The organism is Daejeonella lutea, assembly GCF_900168015.1.
Classification (GTDB): domain Bacteria; phylum Bacteroidota; class Bacteroidia; order Sphingobacteriales; family Sphingobacteriaceae; genus Daejeonella; species Daejeonella lutea.
In genome coordinates this window covers 1,200,596-1,221,198 of the sequence record NZ_FUYR01000001.1, presented here as the reverse complement: position 1 = coordinate 1,221,198, position 20,603 = coordinate 1,200,596, and the positions used below count along the sequence as shown (strand labels likewise).

General features: G+C 43.5%; 21 protein-coding genes. 9 read left to right on the top strand and 12 right to left on the bottom strand.

What is annotated here, in order from left to right:
- Positions 1–41 precede the first annotated feature (41 nt).
- The 3 genes from B5X60_RS05455 to B5X60_RS05445 are packed head-to-tail and all read right to left on the bottom strand — an operon-like array spanning position 42 to position 2,048.
- The gene (locus B5X60_RS05455) at positions 42–755 is read right to left on the bottom strand and encodes a ZIP family metal transporter (RefSeq protein ID WP_079701601.1); all 714 of its coding nucleotides are present in this window, start codon (positions 753–755) and stop codon (positions 42–44) included.
- A complete protein-coding gene (locus B5X60_RS05450) occupies positions 737–1,318 on the bottom strand; it encodes a phosphatase PAP2 family protein (protein WP_079701600.1) in 582 nt (193 codons plus the stop codon). The genes B5X60_RS05455 and B5X60_RS05450 overlap by 19 nt, the downstream gene beginning before the upstream one ends.
- Entirely contained in the window at positions 1,311–2,048 is a 738-nt protein-coding gene (locus B5X60_RS05445) for a class I SAM-dependent methyltransferase (RefSeq protein ID WP_079701599.1), read from the bottom strand. The genes B5X60_RS05450 and B5X60_RS05445 overlap by 8 nt, the downstream gene beginning before the upstream one ends.
- 85 nt (positions 2,049–2,133) lie before the next feature.
- Between B5X60_RS05445 and glmM the strand changes: the two genes are divergently transcribed.
- The 4 genes from glmM (at position 2,134) to B5X60_RS05425 (ending at position 6,008) form a co-directional block, all read left to right on the top strand.
- Entirely contained in the window at positions 2,134–3,522 is a 1,389-nt protein-coding gene (gene glmM, locus B5X60_RS05440; protein ID WP_079701598.1) for a phosphoglucosamine mutase, read from the top strand.
- 9 nt (positions 3,523–3,531) lie between these two features.
- Entirely contained in the window at positions 3,532–4,671 is a 1,140-nt protein-coding gene (locus tag B5X60_RS05435; RefSeq protein ID WP_079701597.1) for a cysteine desulfurase family protein, read from the top strand.
- Positions 4,672–4,810: 139 nt separating this feature from the next.
- Positions 4,811–5,020: a hypothetical protein gene (locus B5X60_RS05430; protein ID WP_139377366.1), complete on the top strand. Its 210-nt coding sequence runs from the start codon at positions 4,811–4,813 to the stop codon at positions 5,018–5,020.
- A gap of 91 nt (positions 5,021–5,111) precedes the next feature.
- Entirely contained in the window at positions 5,112–6,008 is an 897-nt protein-coding gene (locus tag B5X60_RS05425; RefSeq protein ID WP_079701595.1) for an MBL fold metallo-hydrolase, read from the top strand.
- Positions 6,009–6,078: 70 nt separating this feature from the next.
- Here the strand turns inward: B5X60_RS05425 and accD are convergent, their stop codons facing one another.
- Positions 6,079–6,921 carry an acetyl-CoA carboxylase, carboxyltransferase subunit beta gene (gene accD / locus B5X60_RS05420; RefSeq protein WP_079701594.1) on the bottom strand — a complete coding sequence of 281 codons (843 nt, stop codon included), beginning with the start codon at positions 6,919–6,921 and terminating at the stop codon, positions 6,079–6,081.
- Positions 6,922–7,086: 165 nt separating this feature from the next.
- Here accD and fbaA point away from each other — a divergent pair, with 165 nt between their 5' ends.
- From fbaA to B5X60_RS05400, 4 genes are all read left to right on the top strand, one after another.
- Positions 7,087–8,166, top strand: coding sequence for a class II fructose-bisphosphate aldolase (gene fbaA / locus B5X60_RS05415; RefSeq protein WP_079701593.1), 1,080 nt, complete (start codon positions 7,087–7,089; stop codon positions 8,164–8,166).
- A gap of 192 nt (positions 8,167–8,358) precedes the next feature.
- Positions 8,359–8,910 carry a low affinity iron permease family protein gene (locus B5X60_RS05410; RefSeq protein ID WP_079701592.1) on the top strand — a complete coding sequence of 184 codons (552 nt, stop codon included), beginning with the start codon at positions 8,359–8,361 and terminating at the stop codon, positions 8,908–8,910.
- Positions 8,900–9,328: a GNAT family N-acetyltransferase gene (locus B5X60_RS05405; protein WP_079701591.1), complete on the top strand. Its 429-nt coding sequence runs from the start codon at positions 8,900–8,902 to the stop codon at positions 9,326–9,328. Before B5X60_RS05410 ends, B5X60_RS05405 begins: the two co-directional genes overlap by 11 nt.
- 20 nt (positions 9,329–9,348) lie before the next feature.
- Entirely contained in the window at positions 9,349–10,779 is a 1,431-nt protein-coding gene (locus tag B5X60_RS05400) for an arylsulfatase (RefSeq protein ID WP_079701590.1), read from the top strand.
- A 14-nt stretch (positions 10,780–10,793) separates the two neighbouring features.
- On the opposite strand, the gene B5X60_RS05395 is transcribed toward B5X60_RS05400, so the two are convergent.
- The 8 genes from B5X60_RS05395 to B5X60_RS05360 form a co-directional block, all read right to left on the bottom strand.
- On the bottom strand, positions 10,794–11,642 hold the full coding sequence (locus B5X60_RS05395) for a hydroxymethylglutaryl-CoA lyase (protein ID WP_079701589.1): 849 nt from the start codon (positions 11,640–11,642) through the stop codon (positions 10,794–10,796).
- A gap of 82 nt (positions 11,643–11,724) precedes the next feature.
- Positions 11,725–13,032 (bottom strand): NAD(P)/FAD-dependent oxidoreductase, encoded by a 1,308-nt coding sequence (locus B5X60_RS05390; protein WP_079701588.1) that lies wholly within the window; start codon positions 13,030–13,032, stop codon positions 11,725–11,727.
- Positions 13,033–13,176: 144 nt separating this feature from the next.
- Positions 13,177–13,497: a 2Fe-2S iron-sulfur cluster-binding protein gene (locus B5X60_RS05385; RefSeq protein ID WP_079701587.1), complete on the bottom strand. Its 321-nt coding sequence runs from the start codon at positions 13,495–13,497 to the stop codon at positions 13,177–13,179.
- A 2-nt stretch (positions 13,498–13,499) separates the two neighbouring features.
- Positions 13,500–14,504, bottom strand: a complete 1,005-nt coding sequence (locus tag B5X60_RS05380) for an NAD(P)/FAD-dependent oxidoreductase (RefSeq protein WP_079701586.1) — start codon at positions 14,502–14,504, stop codon at positions 13,500–13,502.
- 94 nt (positions 14,505–14,598) lie between these two features.
- Positions 14,599–15,033, bottom strand: coding sequence for a MarR family winged helix-turn-helix transcriptional regulator (locus B5X60_RS05375; RefSeq protein WP_079701585.1), 435 nt, complete (start codon positions 15,031–15,033; stop codon positions 14,599–14,601).
- Positions 15,034–15,134: 101 nt separating this feature from the next.
- Positions 15,135–18,101, bottom strand: coding sequence for a protein translocase subunit SecDF (gene secDF, locus B5X60_RS05370; protein ID WP_079701584.1), 2,967 nt, complete (start codon positions 18,099–18,101; stop codon positions 15,135–15,137).
- 111 nt (positions 18,102–18,212) lie between these two features.
- A complete protein-coding gene (locus B5X60_RS05365) occupies positions 18,213–18,698 on the bottom strand; it encodes a dihydrofolate reductase (protein ID WP_079701583.1) in 486 nt (161 codons plus the stop codon).
- Positions 18,695–19,489 carry a thymidylate synthase gene (locus tag B5X60_RS05360; RefSeq protein WP_079701582.1) on the bottom strand — a complete coding sequence of 265 codons (795 nt, stop codon included), beginning with the start codon at positions 19,487–19,489 and terminating at the stop codon, positions 18,695–18,697. The genes B5X60_RS05365 and B5X60_RS05360 overlap by 4 nt, the downstream gene beginning before the upstream one ends.
- Before the next feature lie 250 nt (positions 19,490–19,739).
- Between B5X60_RS05360 and ispE the strand changes: the two genes are divergently transcribed.
- Positions 19,740–20,543: a 4-(cytidine 5'-diphospho)-2-C-methyl-D-erythritol kinase gene (gene ispE, locus B5X60_RS05355; protein WP_079702316.1), complete on the top strand. Its 804-nt coding sequence runs from the start codon at positions 19,740–19,742 to the stop codon at positions 20,541–20,543.
- Positions 20,544–20,603: the final 60 nt, after the last annotated feature.

Genomic DNA, 20,603 nt, shown 5'->3' with positions numbered 1-20,603 from the left:
TATCCGCCAAGACGTATAACGTATAACGTAAAACGTACAACTTAGTGCATAAAATACCCTACTAAAGCAATCCCAACACCCAGTAAAACCGCAACAAACTTCTTCAGATTGAACTTATGATCGACGCTTGATTCAAAAAGTATCGTTGTTGAGATGTGCAGGAAGATTCCGATGACAACACCCATAATGCTTCCAAAATACATATCGATATTACCAAAAGTTCCTTCGCCAATTCTGACACTTAATAGGTAGCCGAGCGGGCTCATGAGGGCAAATAGTACCAGCATGGCTATCGTTTTTCCTTTCGGCTGATGGGCATGCAGCAGGACACTGCCAAGGGCAAAGGCTGCGGGAATATGATGAAGGGCAATTCCGTAAACGAGTTCGGTATGCTGCCCCTGCGCAAGTGGCATCCCTTCCAGAAAGGCGTGCAGGCAGAGACTAAGCATTATCCCCAAAGGGAATACATAATGTTCATGATTGTGTTTATGGATGTGCCCATGCTCAATACCTTCGGAGAACTGCTCCATCAGTATTTGCAGCAGGAAGCCGCCCAGGATGAAAAGCCCGATTTGAGCCTCACCACTGCTATACACGTCCGGCATCAGGTGCAAGACAGTTATAGCAAAAAGGTAAGCTCCGCTGAATGATAAAACCAGTTTTAGCCTGTTTGTATTCTCGCTTTTGAAAAAGAACACACTTAGCCCGCCCAGGAAAGCGCTGCTAAACAATAGAATTAGTTCCCAGATTTCCATTCTTTAAAGCCTTTTGTATTAAGTAATAGTATTGCGAAGACATAGCCGATCATTCCGCCGATTATACCGCCCGCTGTTACGTCGAATGGATAATGCACCCCCACATAAACCTGTGCAAAGGATATCGAAAAAGCCCAGAGGACAGCAAGCGGGAGAATAGCTTTCCAGCGACTATAGAAAATAGTGATCAGGAAGAAAGCCAGTGCAAAATGGTTCGCGGCGTGGGACGATGGGAGACTGAACCCTGTGCCGCAAGGGATCAGGTTGTTAACTTCAGCCTTGATCGACGGGTCATTGCATGGCCGGAGTCGTTCGAATGATGGTTTGAGGATAGAAGAAGAGAAATAGTCGGTGAATCCAAATGTCAGGCCCATAAACAACAGGATGAGCCAGCCTTGTTTGCTATAATTCCTGACAAAGAATACGGCCATGAACAGGTACAGCGGAGTCCAGAAATACCTGTTGCGCAAATAAGGCATTAGCCAGTCAAAGAAAGGATTTGAAAGGCCGTTGTTGATGAAGAAGAAGATATTCTGATCCAGCTGATTAATTTGTTCAAGCATCGGCTTTGCTGCATATAAAAATTAGGCGATCGGATCGGGTTTCATCAAAAGCATTCAGTGAATGGTCTCCAAAATGATTAAGGATCTTGAACCCGCTTTTCTCAAACATCGTTTGAAAGTCGGCAAAGGTAAACGCTTTTACTTCTTCTTTAAAGGAGAAATCTTTATTCTTATGTTCAAATGATATACTCTTGATTATTTTACCTGCAGCAACTTTTTTGCTGATATAGAAGTCGATTCCATCAACATGCTTTACTTCCTGCTGGGTGAGGTTACGCAGTATCTTCTCGGTATTGAAGTAATCCAGTACCAGGATGCCATCCTTCTTAAGGGATTTCCGGAATGTTTTTAAGGCATTTACATGATCTTTTTCAGTTTCGAAATATCCGAAACTGGTAAAAAGGTTAAACGCGATATCGAAATAATTGATGTAGAAAAGGTATCGCATGTCATGCACGTAGAAATGCAGCTTCTCATTTTCAAACTGTTGTGCAAAACGGATACTGGAAAAGGAGAGGTCGATACCGGTTACGTCATAACCCTTTTTATTGAGGTAAACAGCGTGCCTGCCGCGGCCGCATGCGATGTCTAAAAGTCGGGAATCTGTTCCTGGCTTTAAATACGCGCAGAGGTTGTCAATAAAAAATTCAGCTTCCTCATCATTTCTCTGGTGATATAAGATATGATAATAGGGAGAGTTGAACCAGTTTTGAAACCACTTTTTAGGCATATACGATTTCTGGATTTAGATTCAAAGATAGACATTTAGTGTTTTACAGTATGGGTATAGAATGGAATTGTTATTTTTGCCCTTCATGACTTTAATCAAATCAATATCAGGAATAAGGGGTACAATAGGAGGCATAGCCGGCGATGGCTTAACTCCGCCCGATATAATCAAGTTTACGGCAGCTTACGGACGTTGGGTTGTTCAAAAAACCGGCAAGAACAAGATCGTTATCGGCCGGGATGCCCGTATCTCGGGTGAAATGGTGAGGAACCTGGTGGTGGGTACCTTGCAGAGTATCGGCATTGATGTGGTTGATATCGGCCTTTCAACCACCCCTACTGTTGAAGTTGCTGTTCCGGATGAAAATGCCGGCGGGGGCATCATTTTAACAGCAAGCCATAACCCTAAACAATGGAATGCGTTAAAGCTCCTGAACGACAAAGGTGAATTTATTACCGACGCAGACGGTCAGCTGGTTCTTACTATGGCTGAAGAGCCAGGAATTGAATACGCTGAAGTGAATGCGCTGGGCAAGGTTACTTACGATGACGGTTACCTGCAAAGGCATATTGATAAAGTTTTGGCATTACCACTGGTCGATGCTGAGCTAATCAAAAAGGCAAATTTTAAGATAGCCATAGATTGTGTTAATTCATCAGGCGGGATTTTTGTTCCAGCCCTGCTTCGCGCCCTGGGTGTGGAAACAATTTATGAACTTTACTGCGAACCGGATGGTCAATTCCCGCACAACCCGGAGCCACTTCCTGAAAACCTGGTAGCTCTCTCAAAAGAGGTTGTTGCCAAAAATGCCGATCTGGGTATTGCGGTTGACCCGGATGTGGATCGCTTATGCTTTGTATCTGAGGATGGAACGATGTTCGGTGAAGAATATACCCTTGTTGCTGTAGCTGACTATGTGCTTCAAAACACACCAGGGAATACGGTGTCTAACTTATCATCCACACGTGCCTTACGCGATGTTACGGAGCACAATAAGGGTGTTTATCATGCTGCTGCAGTAGGTGAGGTGAACGTGGTTAATAAGATGAAGGAAACCAATGCCATTATCGGCGGCGAAGGTAATGGCGGGGTAATTTACCCGGAATCGCATTATGGCAGAGACGCTTTGGTTGGAATTGCCTTGTTTCTAACCCATCTTGCTAAAAGCGGCAAAACCGTATCTGTTTTGCGTTCTGGTTATCCAGCTTATTTTATCTCGAAGAATAAGATTGCGCTCACTCCGGAAATGGATATCGATGCCTTGCTGAAAGAAGTGGAGAAGCGCTATAATAATCAGCCATACAGCACAATAGATGGATTAAAGATTGAATTTGACAAGCAATGGGTTCATCTCAGACGGTCAAATACAGAACCAATCATTCGGATCTATTCTGAAGGTGATTCGGAAACCGTAGCCAACAACCTTGCTCAGAAGATAATTTCTGATATCCAGGAGATACTTAGACTTAGTTAATTCATACCAATGCGTGTATACTTTGATAATGCTGCCACAACCCCGGTAGATAAGGATGTTTTGAAGGCGATGTATGAAGTGATGGAGACCCAGTACGGCAATCCATCATCTATTCATGCACATGGGAGGGAAGTGCGTACTATCATAGAAAAGGCCCGAAAAACCGTTTCGGGACTACTTCATGCTTCGCCTGCTGAATTTTTCTTTACGTCGGGTGGTACCGAAGCTGATAATATGGCCATTCGTAGCGGAATTATTGACCATGGGATTAAGCACGCAATTACTTCTGCGATAGAGCATCATGCAGTTGTGCACACGCTGCAATCACTTGAAAAGAGTGGGGTAATTAAGCTGAGCTATGTAAACATCGACAAAAAGGGCAATGTAGATCTCGCCCATTTGGAGGAATTGCTGAAATCAGCGGACCGGAGTTTCGTTTCACTGATGCATGCCAATAATGAGTTAGGAACTATTACAGATATCGCGGCGGTCGGTGAAATTTGCGAGCAATATAATGCGATTTTCCACTGTGACACCGTGCAGACTATGGGACACTATGTCCACGATCTGAGCAAGCTCAAAGTGCACTTCCTGGTGTGCGCGGCGCATAAACTTCACGGACCGAAAGGTGTTGGTTTCCTGTATATCAATCATAAAATTAAAATTAATCCGATGATCTTCGGTGGCTCGCAGGAGCGGAATATGAGGGGCGGGACCGAAAACGTGTATGGCATTGTGGGCTTAGCAAAGGCACTTGAGATCGCTTACGCGGAAATGGATCAGCATCAACAATACATACAGGGTTTGAAATCGTACATGATTGAGCAGCTCCAGGAGAATATCCCAGGAATTGCCTTCAATGGAGAGACTGAGCCGGAGAAGAGCCTGTACACTGTGCTGAATGTTTCATTCCCTGCAATGGATATGGCCGAGATGCTGCTTTTCAGTCTTGATATTGCCGGTATTTCTGCTTCAGGGGGAAGTGCATGCAGTTCGGGGACCAATATCGGTTCCCATGTTCTTAATGGCATACAGGCAAACCCAGACCGCCCCGCAGTTCGTTTTTCATTTAGTAAGTACAATACAAAAGAAGAGGTGGACTTTGTTGTTGGAAAGGTGAAGGAGATTTGTAAGGTGCCTGTTGCTTGATAACTATGTGAGATCCTGATAGCTTCCGGCCCTCCTGCTTACCGCAGTCAGCACCCTTCGCCTTCGGTTAAGAAATTGACATTTCCTGAAACAAAACGCCCCGCTTGTTCATTATCCATATGTATCAAAACCTATGGCTATGGAACCAGTAAATAAAAATCAGACAAAAAGAAATACTGACCCGTCGAATGTAAGTCAGAACCCTACACATAAGCAGAGCAAAATTAATCCTGCGGAGGATGATCAGAACAGCACCTCTGTTGATCTGGATAAAGCAAATTTTGCCGATCGCAAGCATGGCAGGACTCACGACTCCCTGGGGCCGGACCATGAGCCCGGAACGGTGTAAATCAGAATAAGAACAAAAAGTATAGATCATATCCCGCGCAAGCGGGATTTTTAATTTATCCGATATTCACTACTTTAGTTAAAATATATTTATGAAACGCAGAACATTCATTCAAAGCGCCGGCATGTCGATCGGTATGCTTGCCCTTTTGCAAAACAAAGGATTCGCAAATCTTATTATGCAGGCGCCGTACAAAATGACGCTGCTTAGGAAAGATGTCGGGATTTTCACTGAACAGGGTGGAACTATTGGATGGATGGTAAACAACGAAGGTGTGGTAGTAGTAGATACTCAATTCGCCAACACAGCCGCCCATCTAATAGAGGAATTGAAAAAGAAATCGCAAAAGCCTTTTAAATATTTAATTAACACTCACCATCATGGTGATCATACCGGAGGTAATATTGCATTCAAGGGTCTTGCTGAGCACGTGATAGGCCATGCAAACTGCCTGATCAATCAAAGGGCTACCGCTGCGGCCCAAAAATCGGAAGACAAGCAATTATTCGCCGATACCGTGTTTAACGATCAGTGGAAGACCAAGGTCGGATCGCAGGGCATACATGCTCAATATTTTGGTGCTGGCCATACAAACGGGGATGCGATCATTCATTTCGAAGATGCAAATATTGCTCATATGGGCGATCTGATGTTTAACAGACGCTTTCCCTTCATTGACAGGGCGGCGGGTGCTAACATTAAAAGCTGGATCCAGGTACTTGATAAGGCTGTGAATAAATTTGACTCCGATACCCTATTTATATTTGGGCACTCCTTGGATCCGGAAAAAGTTACCGGTAAGAAGGAAGATCTGAGAGCAATGCAAAACTATCTTGAGAAGCTTTTGCTCTTTGTTGGAAATGAGAAAAAAGCCGGTAAATCAAAGGAAGAGATATTAAAAGCTACTTCTATCCCGGGCGCAGAAGATTATAAAGGTCAGGGCATTGAACGGAGTCTAACCGCAGCTTACGAGGAACTTTCGGCTTAGAGAATTGAGAATGGACAGTGGAGAATTGAGTTAATACTTTATTGTTCTATTTCCCATTCTCCATTTCCCTCTATTTTACCATTTTTAAAAACGACGTCAATTTGGCTTTCATCTGCCTTCTGTCGACTATAAAATCAAGAAATCCGTGTTCGAGTACAAATTCGGAAGTCTGGAAGCCTTTTGGAAGGTCCTTTTTGATTGTCTCCTTGATCACACGAGGTCCGGCGAAGCCAATCAGGGCACCAGGTTCCGAAATATTGATGTCACCAAGCATAGCATACGATGCTGTAACACCGCCGGTAGTAGGATCGGTAAGCAATGAAATGTATGGTATTTTGGCTTTGCTCAAAAGGGCAAGTTTGGCTGAGGTTTTAGCCATTTGCATAAGTGAGAATGCTGCTTCCATCATTCGGGCACCACCTGACTTCGAGATCATCAGGAAAGGGATCTTGTGTTCTATACTGTAATCAATCGACCTGGCGATCTTTTCACCAACAACCGAACCCATTGAGCCACCGATGAAATTGAAATCCATACAGGCAATTACAAGCTCTTGTTCACCTAAAGTACCGGTAGCCGCACGGATAGCATCGTTTAAACCTGTTTTTGCATAACTCTCTTCGAGTCGCTCCGTATATTTTTTAGTGTCAGTGAAATTCAGAGGATCGCCTGAGCGGATATTCGCGAAAAGCTCGGTGAACTTATTATTATCGAAAAGGATCTCGAAATACTCTTTTGAACCTATTCTAAGGTGGTAACCGCAGTAATGACAAACGTATTTGTTTTCAACCTGCTCTGCGTAATGCAGGGGCTTCTTACACGATGGACATTTGTTCCACATGCCATCAGGTGTTTCTTTTTTTTCTTCGGTAGAAGTAATTATCCCCTTTTTTTCTCTCTTAAACCAGGCCATTTTGGATATCTGTATAACGTACAAAGAAACAAAAATTTTAAGAAAGCAAGGTCACACAAACTCAATGCCTGAAATGTTAGGATAAACAATGGAATTCTATGATGATTTGCTTGATCCTGATTTGAATTTTCCTAATTTCGGGGCACTAAACATTAATCTAAACGAATGGACTTAAAGCAATTAAAAGGAGTACTACATGGTGATGCAGTGCAGGAATTATTTGAAGCTGCCAAAAAACATCAGTTTGCTCTGCCAGCAGTGAACGTTATTGGTACAAATTCAATAAATGCCGTAATGGAAACAGCGAAGGCTGTCAATTCTCCGGTCATTATACAATTATCAAACGGCGGAGCCCAGTTTTACGCTGGAAAATCGCTGAATAACGACAACATGCAGGGATTTATTCTGGGTGCAGTTTCAGCTGCACACCACGTGCATTTGCTTGCTGAACACTATGGGGTTGCCGTTATACTTCATACAGATCATGCCGCAAAGAAATTGCTGCCATGGATAGACGGACTGCTTGACCATGGCGAGAAGTTCTTCGCACAATATGGCAAGCCCTTGTTTTCATCTCACATGCTTGATCTTTCAGAAGAATCAATCGAAGAGAACATCGAAATCAGTAAGAAATACCTTGCCCGTATGAAAGCAATGGGTATGACTCTCGAAATAGAGTTGGGAGTAACAGGCGGCGAGGAAGATGGAGTGGATAACAGTGATGTGGATAGTTCTAAGCTTTATACCCAGCCTTCAGAAGTAGCGTATGCTTATAAAGAATTAAGTACTGTCAGTGATAAATTCACTGTTGCTGCAGCGTTTGGAAACGTCCATGGCGTTTACAAGCCAGGAAACGTAAAGCTACAGCCTGTCATTCTGAAGAATTCACAGGATTTTGTCCGTAAGGAGTTTAATAAGGAAGCAGAAAAGCCAGTGAACTTCGTATTCCATGGCGGATCTGGATCTTCGAAAGAGGAAATTCGTGAGGCAATATCTTATGGAGCAATTAAAATGAATATTGATACCGATATGCAGTGGGCATTCTGGGAAGGCATCAAGGATTATTATAAATCTAAGGAAGGCTATCTTCAAACTCAGATTGGAAACCCTGACGGCGAAGATTCTCCGAATAAAAAACACTATGACCCACGTGTTTGGCTCAGGAAAGGAGAGGAAAGTTTTGTTAAACGTCTTACCCAGGCTTTTGATGACCTGAATTGTATCAACGTAAATGATAAGCTTTAAATTCTAACCAACAAATCCAACCAGAAGGTTGGATTTGTTGGTTAAGAGGAATGAGGTAGAATGTAAGAAGTAGGAGGTAGGAAGAAAGAAGCAGGAGAATCCGGCTCCAGTGTAATAAAGAGAATCTTTAGATTTATGAGATCATAGCCCAAAACCCAAAGCAACAGCGTACCAGTGTAAAACCACCCCTATATGAGCAACAAAAAACAGCTAAGTTTCTTTGAACGTTTTTCGAATAAAGTGACCTCATGGGCGGGGAGTTCGTATGCTTTTTCTGGAGCTTTCCTTGTAATACTGGCCTGGGCAGCCTCCGGGCCATTCTTTAATTTTTCTGAGACCTGGCAGCTTGTAATTAATACGGGTACCACTATAATTACCTTCCTGATGGTATTTCTGATCCAAAAAGCTCAGAACAAGGACAGTAAGGCCATACAGCTGAAGTTAAACGAGCTTATTGCCGCTGATGAACGCGCCAGTAACCGTATGGTTGACCTGGAAGATATGACGGAGGAAGAACTAGACAAGCTTCATAAATTTTATGAGAAGTTGTCGGATCTTGCCGAGAAAGAGGATGATATTCATACATCTCATTCAATTGACGCGGCGGAAAAAGTAGATCAGATTAAGAAAGCTAAAAAAAGCAGCCCGGTAAAAAAAGTTGGCCTGACGGGCAAGAAGGAAGACATGTTGTCTGATGCAACAGGCAAATCTAAAAAACCTGTAATAAAGCGAAATGCAAAATAAAGTAGAAGTAAAGCGAGTTACGGATCCGGAAGACCTTGAACAAGTCTTTGCAATAAGAAGAAAGGTATTTGTCGATGAGCAAAATTGTCCGCCGGAACTGGAATGGGAATTTGAAGATGAATCCACGCATTTCCTGGGTACAGTCGGCGACGTTCCCGCAGGTGCCGCACGGTGGCGTAAAACTGACAAAGGATATAAGCTGGAGCGTTTTGCTGTTTTGCAGGAGTTTCGCGGGAAGGGTATGGGAAGGGCTTTGGTACAAACAGTTTTAGATAATCTGCCTGAGGAAGCAGGATATATCTATTTAAATGCGCAATTGACCGCGATTGGATTATATGAGAAATTTGGCTTTGTTAAGGAAGGTCCACAATTTGAAGAAGCGGGAATTCAACATTTTAAAATGGTGAAAAAAAGTTAGTTTGAATTGTCATTACTGCTATGACGAGATGCATCAGAACCTTTTTGATATTTTCTATCATCCTGATATCAGGTAGTTCGAGGGGATATGCGAAGGATAAGCCGAACGTAATATTTATAATCGCAGATGACCTGGGGTATGGTGATATTGGGGCTTACGGACAAAAACTAATAAAGACACCTCATATTGATGCACTGGCCAAACAGGGAATCAGATTTACGCAATTCTATGCAGGAAGCTCTGTTTGTGCTCCATCACGTTCTTCATTAATGACCGGGCAGCATACTGGTCACACGCCAATTCGTGGAAATAAGGAAGTTCTACCAGAAGGACAGTTCCCATTGCAAGCATCAGCATATACCATTGCAGAATTGTTTAAGGATGCTGGTTATGCAACGGGAAATTTCGGAAAATGGGGACTGGGTTTTATTGGAACCGAGGGGGACCCGAACAAGCAAGGCTTCACACAATTTTACGGTTATAATTGCCAGCGTCTGGCGCATGATTACTTCCCGGATCACCTTTGGGATAACCACATTCGGGTCGCACTGCCTAATACGCTGACAGTTTCCGAGATATACGCGCCCGATTTGATTCAAAGGAAGGCTCTCGAGTTTCTCGAAACGCATAAAAACCGCCCTTTCTTTGCATTTCTATCGTATACTTTGCCGCACGCAGGTCTTGAACTACCTGAAAATGACAGTTTGTTTTCCCACTATCGTAAAATATTCAATGAGGTGCCAAAAACTGTTGAGACCGTTAAAACTGAACCATCTCTTTACAAAGGACAGCCTTATCCACACGCTGCATATGCCGCAATGGTTACACGTTTGGACAATTATGTTGGAGAAGTCGTAGCAAAGCTTAAGAAGCTAAGGATCGAGAAAAATACTGTCATAGTTTTCACAAGTGATAACGGACCGCATGTTGAGGGGGGTAATGATCCCCAGTTTTTTAATAGCGCCGCCGGTTTCCGGGGTGTAAAGCGCGATCTGTACGAAGGCGGGATACGTGTTCCTATGATAGTTTCATGGCCGGCTGTAATAAAAAAAGCACGGATTTCCGGCTATATTGGCGCGTTCTGGGATTTTATGCCCACATTTTCTGAGATGACTGGTAAGCCCACTCCCCGAAATCTTGATGGGCTATCGATATTGCCGGAGATTAAGGGAAAAGGAAAACAGCCAGGTCATGAATATCTGTATTGGGAATTCCATGAGAACGGCGGCAGACAGGCTGTTAGAATGGGAAGGTGGAAAGGTGTCAAGCTAAATGCCCGGACCAACTTCGACTCATCAGTAGAGCTTTATGATCTCGATAATGATATTGCCGAAGTTAAAAATATAGCTGCGGCACATCCTGATATCGTAAAAAGGATCAGTGAAATTATGAAAGATGCGCGTGTGGAGAACGCAGATTATCCGTTTATGTCAAATGTGAATCGACCATAATTATCAATTCCTGATCAATTAAAAATCCTCGGAGAAAAGCGCAATGCCTCCTGCCATTTTTCCATATTCAGGTTTAGCGGCTCTTTTTGTCGTTCCAGGAATGAAATAAGCCCCTCAGTGGCAATATTTCCGGTTAGGGAATCTGTGGCCATGGGACATCCTCCGTAACCTCTCAGGGCTGAATCGAACCTTCTGCAGCCGCTATTCCACGCGGCCTCCAGTTTCTCCAGGGAGAGTTCGGGTGTACTATGTAAATGGACTCCAAGTTCAATACCCGGAAACTGCTGTTGCAAATGAGGGAAGAGGTAGTTGATTTTTTCAGGGCTTGAAACTCCGGTTGTGTCAGCAAGGGAAATGATCTGGGCGCCGGCTTTCACCAGCTCGTGCGTCCAATGCTCCGCTATTTCATTATTCCACTCGTCGCCATAAGGATTCCCGAAAGCCATTGATAGATAGATCACCGCTTTCTTATTTGTTCGATCACATAAATTAAGAAGCTCTGTAACTGTGGCGAGCGACTGTTCAATACTTGAGTTTGTGTTACGCTGCTGAAATGTTTCTGATATGGAGAAGGGAAACCCGAGATAACTTATCTGTTCATGGCGTGCAGCTTCTTCAGCACCTCTGACATTCGCGACAATGGCCAGTAATTTTGACGCTGAAGAATTGAGATCAAGCATGTCCAATACTTCGCTAGTATCCCTGAGCTGGGGAACAGCCTTAGGAGACACAAAGCTGCCGAAATCTATCGTGTCAAAGCCCACTTTTAACAACAAGTTTATATACTCAGCTTTCAGTTCGGCTGGTATATAATCGTGAAGGCCTTGCATGGCATCGCGGGGGCATTCGATGAGTTTTGGCATTTGGGTATTAGGTATTAGGTGTTAGGTATTAGGTATTAGGTTTTAGGGATTAGGTGTTAGGTAATGGGCGAATAAGGTAGCTTTATTTTGCAAGCGGGTCTTCGGTCATTGATTGGCGGCTAAACCTTCTGATGATCAAACGAGTTCCGCGATCGTAACTAAAATAGCTCCATACCCAATTTACAAAAGTAACGACCTTATTCCGAAATCCAACCAATGACATCAGGTGTACAAACATCCATACGAACCAGGCGAAAACGCCCTGAAAGCGGATCTTGCCGATATCAACAACTGCTTTATTGCGTCCAACGGTTGCCATCGAACCTTTGTCAAAATATTTAAAGGCCTCGGGCTGCTCGTTGTTTATGAACCTGATAATATTCTTTGCCAGCTGTGTCCCCTGCTGTATGGCGACAGGAGCCACTCCAGGTAAGCCATTTGGTGTTTCCGGAGTAATTTGTGCTGCTACATCACCAATAGCGAAGATGTTGGCCTGGCCGGACACCCGGTTAAATTCATCTACAATAACCCTGTTTCCCCGGGCTATTGACTCTGTAGGAAGGCCATCCAAGACTGCACCTTTTACGCCTGCAGACCATAATACGTTCTTTGTATTGATCGCTTGACCGTCGGACAGCTTGATTACATTTCCATCGTAGGCTTCCACCCGAAGATTTGTAAACACTCTCACACCCATTTCTTCCAGAAATTGCTTTGACTTGGCAGAAGCCTGATCAGACATCACACCTAGCAACTCATCCGATCCTTCGATCAGATAGACATTAATATCTTCAATACTCAGTTCGGGGTAATCTTTCGGTAGTATGTGCTTTTTAAGCTCTGCGAGTGATCCGGAAAGCTCTACGCCAGTTGGGCCTCCACCGACTACTACAAAATTCAACAATGAGCTTTTGGCAACCGGGTCAGTGACAACGAGAGCTTCTTCAAGGTTCTGCAAGATCATGCTCCGCAGATTTAGCGCTTCCGGAATGGTTTTCATCGCCATTGAAAAATGCTCTATTTCCTTTTGGCCGAAGAAATTGGTGTCGGAGCCAGTCGCCATGACCAGAAAGTCATAGCTGATTTCCCCAATTGACGTGTGAACTGTATTCCTTGACGGATCGACACTTTCAACATCGGTTACTCTGAATGTGAAGTTTTTCTGGTTTTTAAATATTTTCCTCAGCGGGAATGCGATCGAATCGGCTTCAAGTCCGCCGGTTGCTACCTGGTACAGCAATGGCTGGAACGTGTGATAATTATGCCGGTCGAGCATAAGAACTTCGACCTCTTTGTTTTTTAACCGTTTTGTAAGCTCTATCCCGCCAAAACCACCACCTACAATAACTATTTTAGGAAACTTCGTTGAATTATTCGTCTGATGGTCCATGTTATTTATTTGGGTATGTAAAGGTTAACAATTAAAGGGTGAATTTGCTTTGGGCATTGGGCATTGGGTATAGGCTTTAGGCTTTAGGTCTACACAAGTTCGGATAAAAAAAAGTAACATTAAAAGGAGTTCTGAGCTCATCTCTTATTGCTCATCACCACGGATGCGGAATATCATCCCGTTAAGGCGTTCATCGATTCTGATCTGGCAGGCAAGTCTGCTGTCAAAGCCCGCATCCGGCAAGGTGTCGAGCATGTCCATTTCTGCATCCGCAGGAGCGGGCAACAGATCCAATCCCTCGAGCACCTGTACGTGGCAGGTGGCACATAGTGCCATGCCGCCACAGGTTGCCAAAACATTATATTCCGAGGCTTTTAATACCTCCATCAGGCTCAAGCTTATATCTTCTGGTATTTCAACCGGCTGCTGCTCTCCATCCCGGTCTTCGACAATAATATTAATCATTTTTAAAATGCATTTACACCGTAAACAGTTGTGTATTTAAAGCTAAGTTTTTGGTCAGGGTAAACATGTTTGAAGGCGCTTTGAACCATTAAAGCTGCTTCGTGAAATCCGCAAAGGATAAGTTTCAGTTTACCGGGATAGGTGTTAATGTCTCCAATAGCGTAAATACGGTCCACATTTGTGGAGTAGTCGAACGTGTTAACTTCAATAGCCGATTTGTCGATATTCAACCCCCAGCCGCCAATTGGACCCAGTTTAGGGCTTAACCCGAAGAGAGGGATCAGGTAATCCGTTTTCTGTGTGATATTAACCTTATCCCGACCAACGTAGCTTACTTCTTTTAGATGGCCGTTGCCGGATACGCTTAAGAGATTAGATTGCAGAACAAGGTCGATTTTCCCGCTGCTTGCCAGTTCGTGGACTTTCTCAGCCGAATCCGGTGCTCCGCGGAATGTGTCGCCCCGGTGAATCAGCGTTACATGTTCTGCGATATCTGAAAGGAAGATGGTCCAGTCCAACGCAGAATCACCACCACCCGCCAGGATCACCTTCTTATTTCGGAAATGTTCCGGGTTTTTCACCATATATTCCACGCCTTTGCCTTCGAAATCAAGTAATCCGTCAATTTCTGGCTTACGTGGTTCAAAGCAGCCCAGGCCACCAGCTATTACGATTACCTGCGCGTGAACGATTGTCCCATCATTCGTGCCAACCAGGTAAGATCCATCATCCTGCTTTACAAGGGTTTCTACACGCTCTCCAAGGGTAAAACCTGGATCGAAAGGGGCAATTTGTTCCATCAGGCGATCAACGAGTTCCTGTGCTTTAATGTCGGGGTATCCGGGAATATCGTAAATAGGTTTGTGCGGGTATATCTCCGAGAGTTGTCCACCTACCTGTGGTAATGTGTCGATCAGGTGGCATCTCATTTTTAATAGGCCAGCTTCGAAGACAGAGAACAGGCCGACCGGGCCGGCTCCAATTATGCATATATCTGTTGTTATCATTTTTTTGGTGTTAGGTAATAGGTATCAGGTAGTAGGTAATAGGTATTAGGTATTAGGTGTTAGGTTTTAGGTATCAGGTTTCAGGACTGGGCGCTTAGTCGTCCAGGTTATTGTAAATGGTGTCAAGGATCCGCTTAAGATTTATGTAGTCTTCTTCCGTCAGGTTCTCCCAGGCTTTCATTCTAATTTCTGCCATTTTTGGGGTCCATTCCGCCACTGTTTGTGTTCCCAGTTCAGTCAAATGGACCGTAAAACATCGGCGATCGGTCGCGTGGATCCGCCGTTCGGTGAGGCCCTTTTTGCAAAGTATGTCGATGATCCGCGTAAGAGTAGGAGTGTCCTTGCCGGTAATCTCAGCAAGTTGGGTCTGGTTTAGGTCGTTATTCTGATTTAGTCGTTTGATAATTATCCACTGGTCAACGGTAATGTCATAATTCTCCGCATTGAATCTCCGCTGGGCATATTGCTTTACCTTTCGTGCCGTACGATCGAGCAGGTAAGAATAAGTACTAAATAGTTCTGTTGCCATACATATTGTTAGTATGACAACAAATATCTGAATATAAAATGAATTAAACAAAAAAAGTCCCGCTATTGCGGGACTCTCATCTTATAAAATCAATTTAGGATTTAGCTTTTCTTTACTTCATCGCCTTTTTCCTTGATGAACTCCACCACGAAAGGCGTAGCCACGAACAGGGAAGAGTAGGTTCCGAAGATCACACCAATCAGCATGGCGAAAGAGAAACCTCTAAGGATTTCACCACCAAAGATGAAGATGATAATCAATACAGCCATTGTACATAAACCGGTAATAACGGTACGGCTCAGCGTGCTGTTAAGAGCATTGTTAATAACAGTAGGCAGGTTTTCTTCTTTCGAATGGTGTTGTCCGATGTACTCACGGACACGGTCAAATACAACAACCGTATCGTTAATAGAATAACCCATGACCGTTAATATTGCAGCGACAAAAGCCTGGTCGATATCCAGCGAGAATGGAAGCCATCCGTTGAATATGGTAAATATCGCGAGCAAAACAAGCACGTCGTGTACAAGTGCCAGAATCGCTGCAAAACCAAATGCCATTCGCTTAAAGCGGATGATGATATACAGGAAGATCACCAGGATAGAGAAACCAACGGCATAAATTGCTGAGGTTTTGATGTCGTCTGCCATAGTCGGACCAACCTTCTGAGAATCTTTAATCTCATAAACCGGACTTATCTTTTTCAGACCTTCTGCAAGCTTTACTTTAACGTTATCATCAGCGGCAAGCGAATTGTCGTTGATCATGTAAGCTGTAGTGATTTTAACCTGGTTGGAAGAACCAAAAGTCTTGACCTCTACAGGTGTTTCAAATGTATTTGTTAAAATCTCACGTGCATCCTCTATATCTACTGGTTTATCAAACGCTACAAAGTAAGAACGTCCACCAGAGAAATCAACACCGAGGCTGAATCCTTGTGTAAAGGCGGAGATAATTCCGGCCAGGATAATAGCTGAAGATAGAATATAGAACTTTCTACGTCCTGAGATAAAGTCAAATTTAGAATCCTTAAACAGGTTTTGAGTTGCTTTTATCGAGAAGCTGATAGGTTTCTTTCTATCAAGCATCCATTCGAATACCAATCGCGAAATGAAGATAGCTGCGAACAGAGATGTGATAATACCGATCATCAATGTCGTTGCGAAGCCGACAATGGGACCCTGGCCGAAGATGTAAAGGATCACACCCGTTAAGAAGGTTGTAATGTTCGAATCGAGAATCGATGGCATCGCCTTAGTGAATCCTTCAGCAATTGCAAGTCGTATAGACTTGCCCTCCGAAAGCTCCTCACGGATCCGTTCATATATAAGCACGTTAGCATCAACCGACATACCCAGGGAAAGTACGATACCTGCAATACCTGGAAGTGTTAACACAGCGCCCAGTGATGCAAGTACACCCATCAGGAAGAATAAGTTAACAAGGAGAGCAATATTTGCCACTAAACCAGCTGTACTGTAGTACATGGCCATAAATAACAGGATCACCACGATACCTGCGATGGTTGAGATCAATCCGGCAGAGATAGAATCGGCTCCAAGAGAAGGACCTACAACATACTCACTTACAATTTTTGCGGGTGCTGGTAACCTTCCGGCTTTAAGAACGTTGGCAAGATCCTGAGTATCTTCAATTTTGAAGTTACCGCTGATCGATGATACACCATTTGGAATTTCACCCTGTACCGTTGGAGCCGAATAAACAAGGTTATCAAGTACTATGGCAACACTTTTCTTATTATTTGGATCGGCAGATGCATTAGCTGTCAATGTTCTCCAGGCGCGGGCACCTTCAGTATTCATGACCATCACAACTTCAGCGTTTCCGCGCTGATCATAATCAGAACGTGCATCAGAGATGACATCACCTTCCAATGCCGGACCACCAGCAAGATTGCTTGTTTTTAATGCGTATAATTCGAATACCTTGCTTTCTGGTGTAATTGGCTTAACACCCCAGAATAACCTGATGTTAGATGGGATGACTGATTTTACTTGAGGTGAAGACAAATAAGCATTCACCCGTGCTGTATCTTTTAATGCCGCATAACCAACTACTGGTCCAGGACGCAAGCTTGGCTGTCCGTTTTCTCCCTTGAAAGTAGCAGGGTTAAGGATGGAGAATAGTGGATTAAGCTTAGCCTGCTCAGCCTGCACTTTATTTAAAGCGGCAGCGCTGTCGACCTTACCCGTAGTATCTTTTTTGCCAAGAGCGGCAAGTTTGCTTTTTGCAGTATCCTGAGCGGCTGCAGGGCTAGCTGTAGTGTCTCCAGCCTTATTTGTTGAAGCTAAAATGCTGTTAACATTCTGCAAAAGAGCAAAGATCTCACTGTTGTCGTAAGTCTCCCAGAATTCAAGTTTAGCTGATCCCTGTAATAAATTACGAACTCGGTCCTGGTCTTTAACTCCTGGAAGTTCGATAAGTATCCTGTTCGTTCCCTGTTGTTTTTGAATATTAGGGGAGGTTACACCAAACTTATCGATACGAGTACGGAGAATGTTAAAAGACCGGTCAATTGCGCCGTCCGCTTCTTTCTTCAGGAAATTTACAACATCCTGATTGCTGGCATCGATCTTAACATTTGCTGAATTTTCTTTTGTAGCAAATAAGGGGGCAAGTTTTCCGTTAGGAACGAGTTTCTCATATTCCTTGGCGAACGCAACAATTAGATCATTGTCGCCTTTTACAACCGCTGCCTCAGCATTTCTTATTGCTGCATTGAAGTTTGCATCCGGATTTTTATTGGCGAGGTTACGGATCATGTCACTTAGAGCGATCTCCATAGTCACGTTCATACCACCTTTTAAATCCAGACCCAGTGGAATCTCACGCTGTTTTGCGTATTCGTAGGTGATATAACTTAGGCTGCTGAAAACAGGTACTGAAGCTACAGAATCTAGATACGCCTTTTCTTTTGCCGGATTTCCTTTAGCAAATTCTTGCGCATCCTTTTCAACTTTATTCGCTATCCACGTAAATGAGAGTGAATATAAACACGCAAGCGTTAATGCTATTGCGGCGAATTTTACTAGTCCTTTACCTTGCATTTTATTTTAATTGTATACTAATATTGATTTAAGCCTGTTTTGGTTAAGACGGCAAAGCTAATTAAATTTTTGTTTTTAAAAATTCTTTAAAGCAGAAATATCCGTATTAATTCAGGCCCTAATATATTTGATAAATGTATAAGAATAAATATTCTTTTCATCGGGCTCGTGGGTGCTGCTTTCGGCCTTAAGCCACTGAGATTGGTTGATTTGCGGGAAGAATGTATCAGCGTCAAACGCATGGTGTATAACCGTCAGATATAAGATGTCTGCCTGAGTTAATGCTTGTTCAAAGATCTGGGCACCGCCAATAACAAATGCCTCCATTTCATCATCACAAAGGTCATAAGCATCCTGCAGCGAAGACACAACAATTGCACCTTCAGCAGCATAATTATTCTGCCGGGTAATTACAATATTAGTACGGTTAGGAAGTGCTTTTCCGATAGACTCGAACGTCTTTCTGCCCATTATAATGGGATGCCCTGTTGTAAGTGTTTTGAAATGTTTCAGATCAGCCGGGAGGTGCCAGGGCAGTTGGTTATTTTTCCCTATTCCGTTATTCTCATCCGTAGCAACAATAAGACTGATTGTCATATGGCAACAGCTCCTTTAATGTGTGGATGCGGATCGTAATTTTCGAGGGTAAAGTCTTCGAACTTAAACCCGAAAATGTCTTTTACGTCCCGGTTCAATTTCATTTGCGGAAGCGGGCGTGGTTCGCGGCTTAACTGCAGCCTCGTTTGATCCAGGTGATTATTATACAGATGAGCATCACCCAGCGTATGAACAAAATCGCCAGGTTGCAGATCGCATACCTGGGCTACCATCATCGTAAGCAAAGCATAAGATGCGATATTAAACGGTACTCCGAGAAATATGTCAGCGCTTCGTTGGTAAAGCTGGCAACTAAGTTTGCCATCAGCGACATAAAACTGGAAGAAACTATGGCATGGCGGAAGAGCCATGTTCTCTATTTCTGCCACGTTCCATGCCGATACTATAATTCTTCTTGAATCGGGGTTGGTTTTTATCTGTTTTATGATACCGGTGATCTGATCAATATGTCCGCCATCCGGTGTAGGCCATGAACGCCATTGGGAGCCATAAACAGGACCTAACTCACCATTCTCATCGGCCCACTCGTCCCAAATGCTAACCCTATTATCCTTTAAATATTTTATGTTAGTTTCTCCCTTTAAAAACCATATTAGTTCATGAATGATCGATCTCAGGTGAACTTTTTTGGTAGTTACCAGTGGAAATCCTTCCTGAAGATTAAAGCGCATTTGATATCCGAAAACACTGATAGTTCCGGTGCCGGTGCGATCGTGTTTTTGAGTACCGTTGTCCAGTACATGCTGCATTAAATCGAGATATTGTTTCATATACTGGCGTCTCAGGTTTTTTAAAGCGTACCACCCGGGTTTTAATCCCAAAGGGCGCAAAGTAACATGTCGGACGCTTGCTAATGCTTATCAGGCAATATTCAAGCTTTGCGATCTTTGCATACAGTTTGCCCCGTCTGCGGTAAAAAGATGTCGCTTGCAAGCTCGAAGCGCTCTTCCTCTTGCAAATAAAATAAATGTATTTTTGGCATCCTATTTTTGTTCAAAACTAAATCAGGATGTGAAGAATATGATAGCTTTTCCTAATGCGAAAATCAATATTGGACTGAATATCGTCAGAAAGAGGAGCGATGGCTATCACGATTTGGAAACCGTGTTTTATCCAGTTATGATAAAAGACGTGCTAGAGGTGGTGGAAGATCGGGAACTGTCGTTTAATTCAAGTGGGATAGCCGTTCCGGGCCGGCCAGAAGATAATATTTGCCTAAAGGCCTATAAGTTGTTATCACATGATATAAAACTCCCGCCGGTTAAGATTCACTTACATAAAAATATTCCAATTGGTGCAGGCCTGGGAGGAGGCTCAGCCGATGCCTCGTTTTTCATCAAGCTAATGAACGAAAAATTTACATTGGGGCTAAGTATTGAAAAGATGGAGAACTATGCGTCACAATTGGGAGCAGACTGTCCTTTCTTTATCCGGAATCAGCCAGTGTACGCAATTGAAAAAGGCGACAAATTTGAGAACGTCCGTTTAGACCTGAGCGGTTATCAACTCGTTCTGGTGATGCCAGACATCCACATCCCTACTTCAGCGGCGTTTAGAGATATATCCCCATCTCCTTCGACTAAAAGCTTAAAGGACCTGATCAAAAATAATATTTCTGAATGGAAGGACTCCATCTCCAACGATTTTGAGCCAGGTATTATGAAACACTTCCCTGAAATACTGTCCATCAAAGAATCATTATACGATGCAGGGGCGGTATATGCTTCGATGAGCGGCAGTGGATCTTCCGTATATGGGATATTTAATGCTCCGGTAAAACTGGAGGAGCTGGAGGAGGGGAATAGGGTTTTTTATGGGGTCTGATAAGTTGAGAATTGAGAGTGGAGAATATGCTGCTCAGTCAATTCTCCACTCTCCATTCTC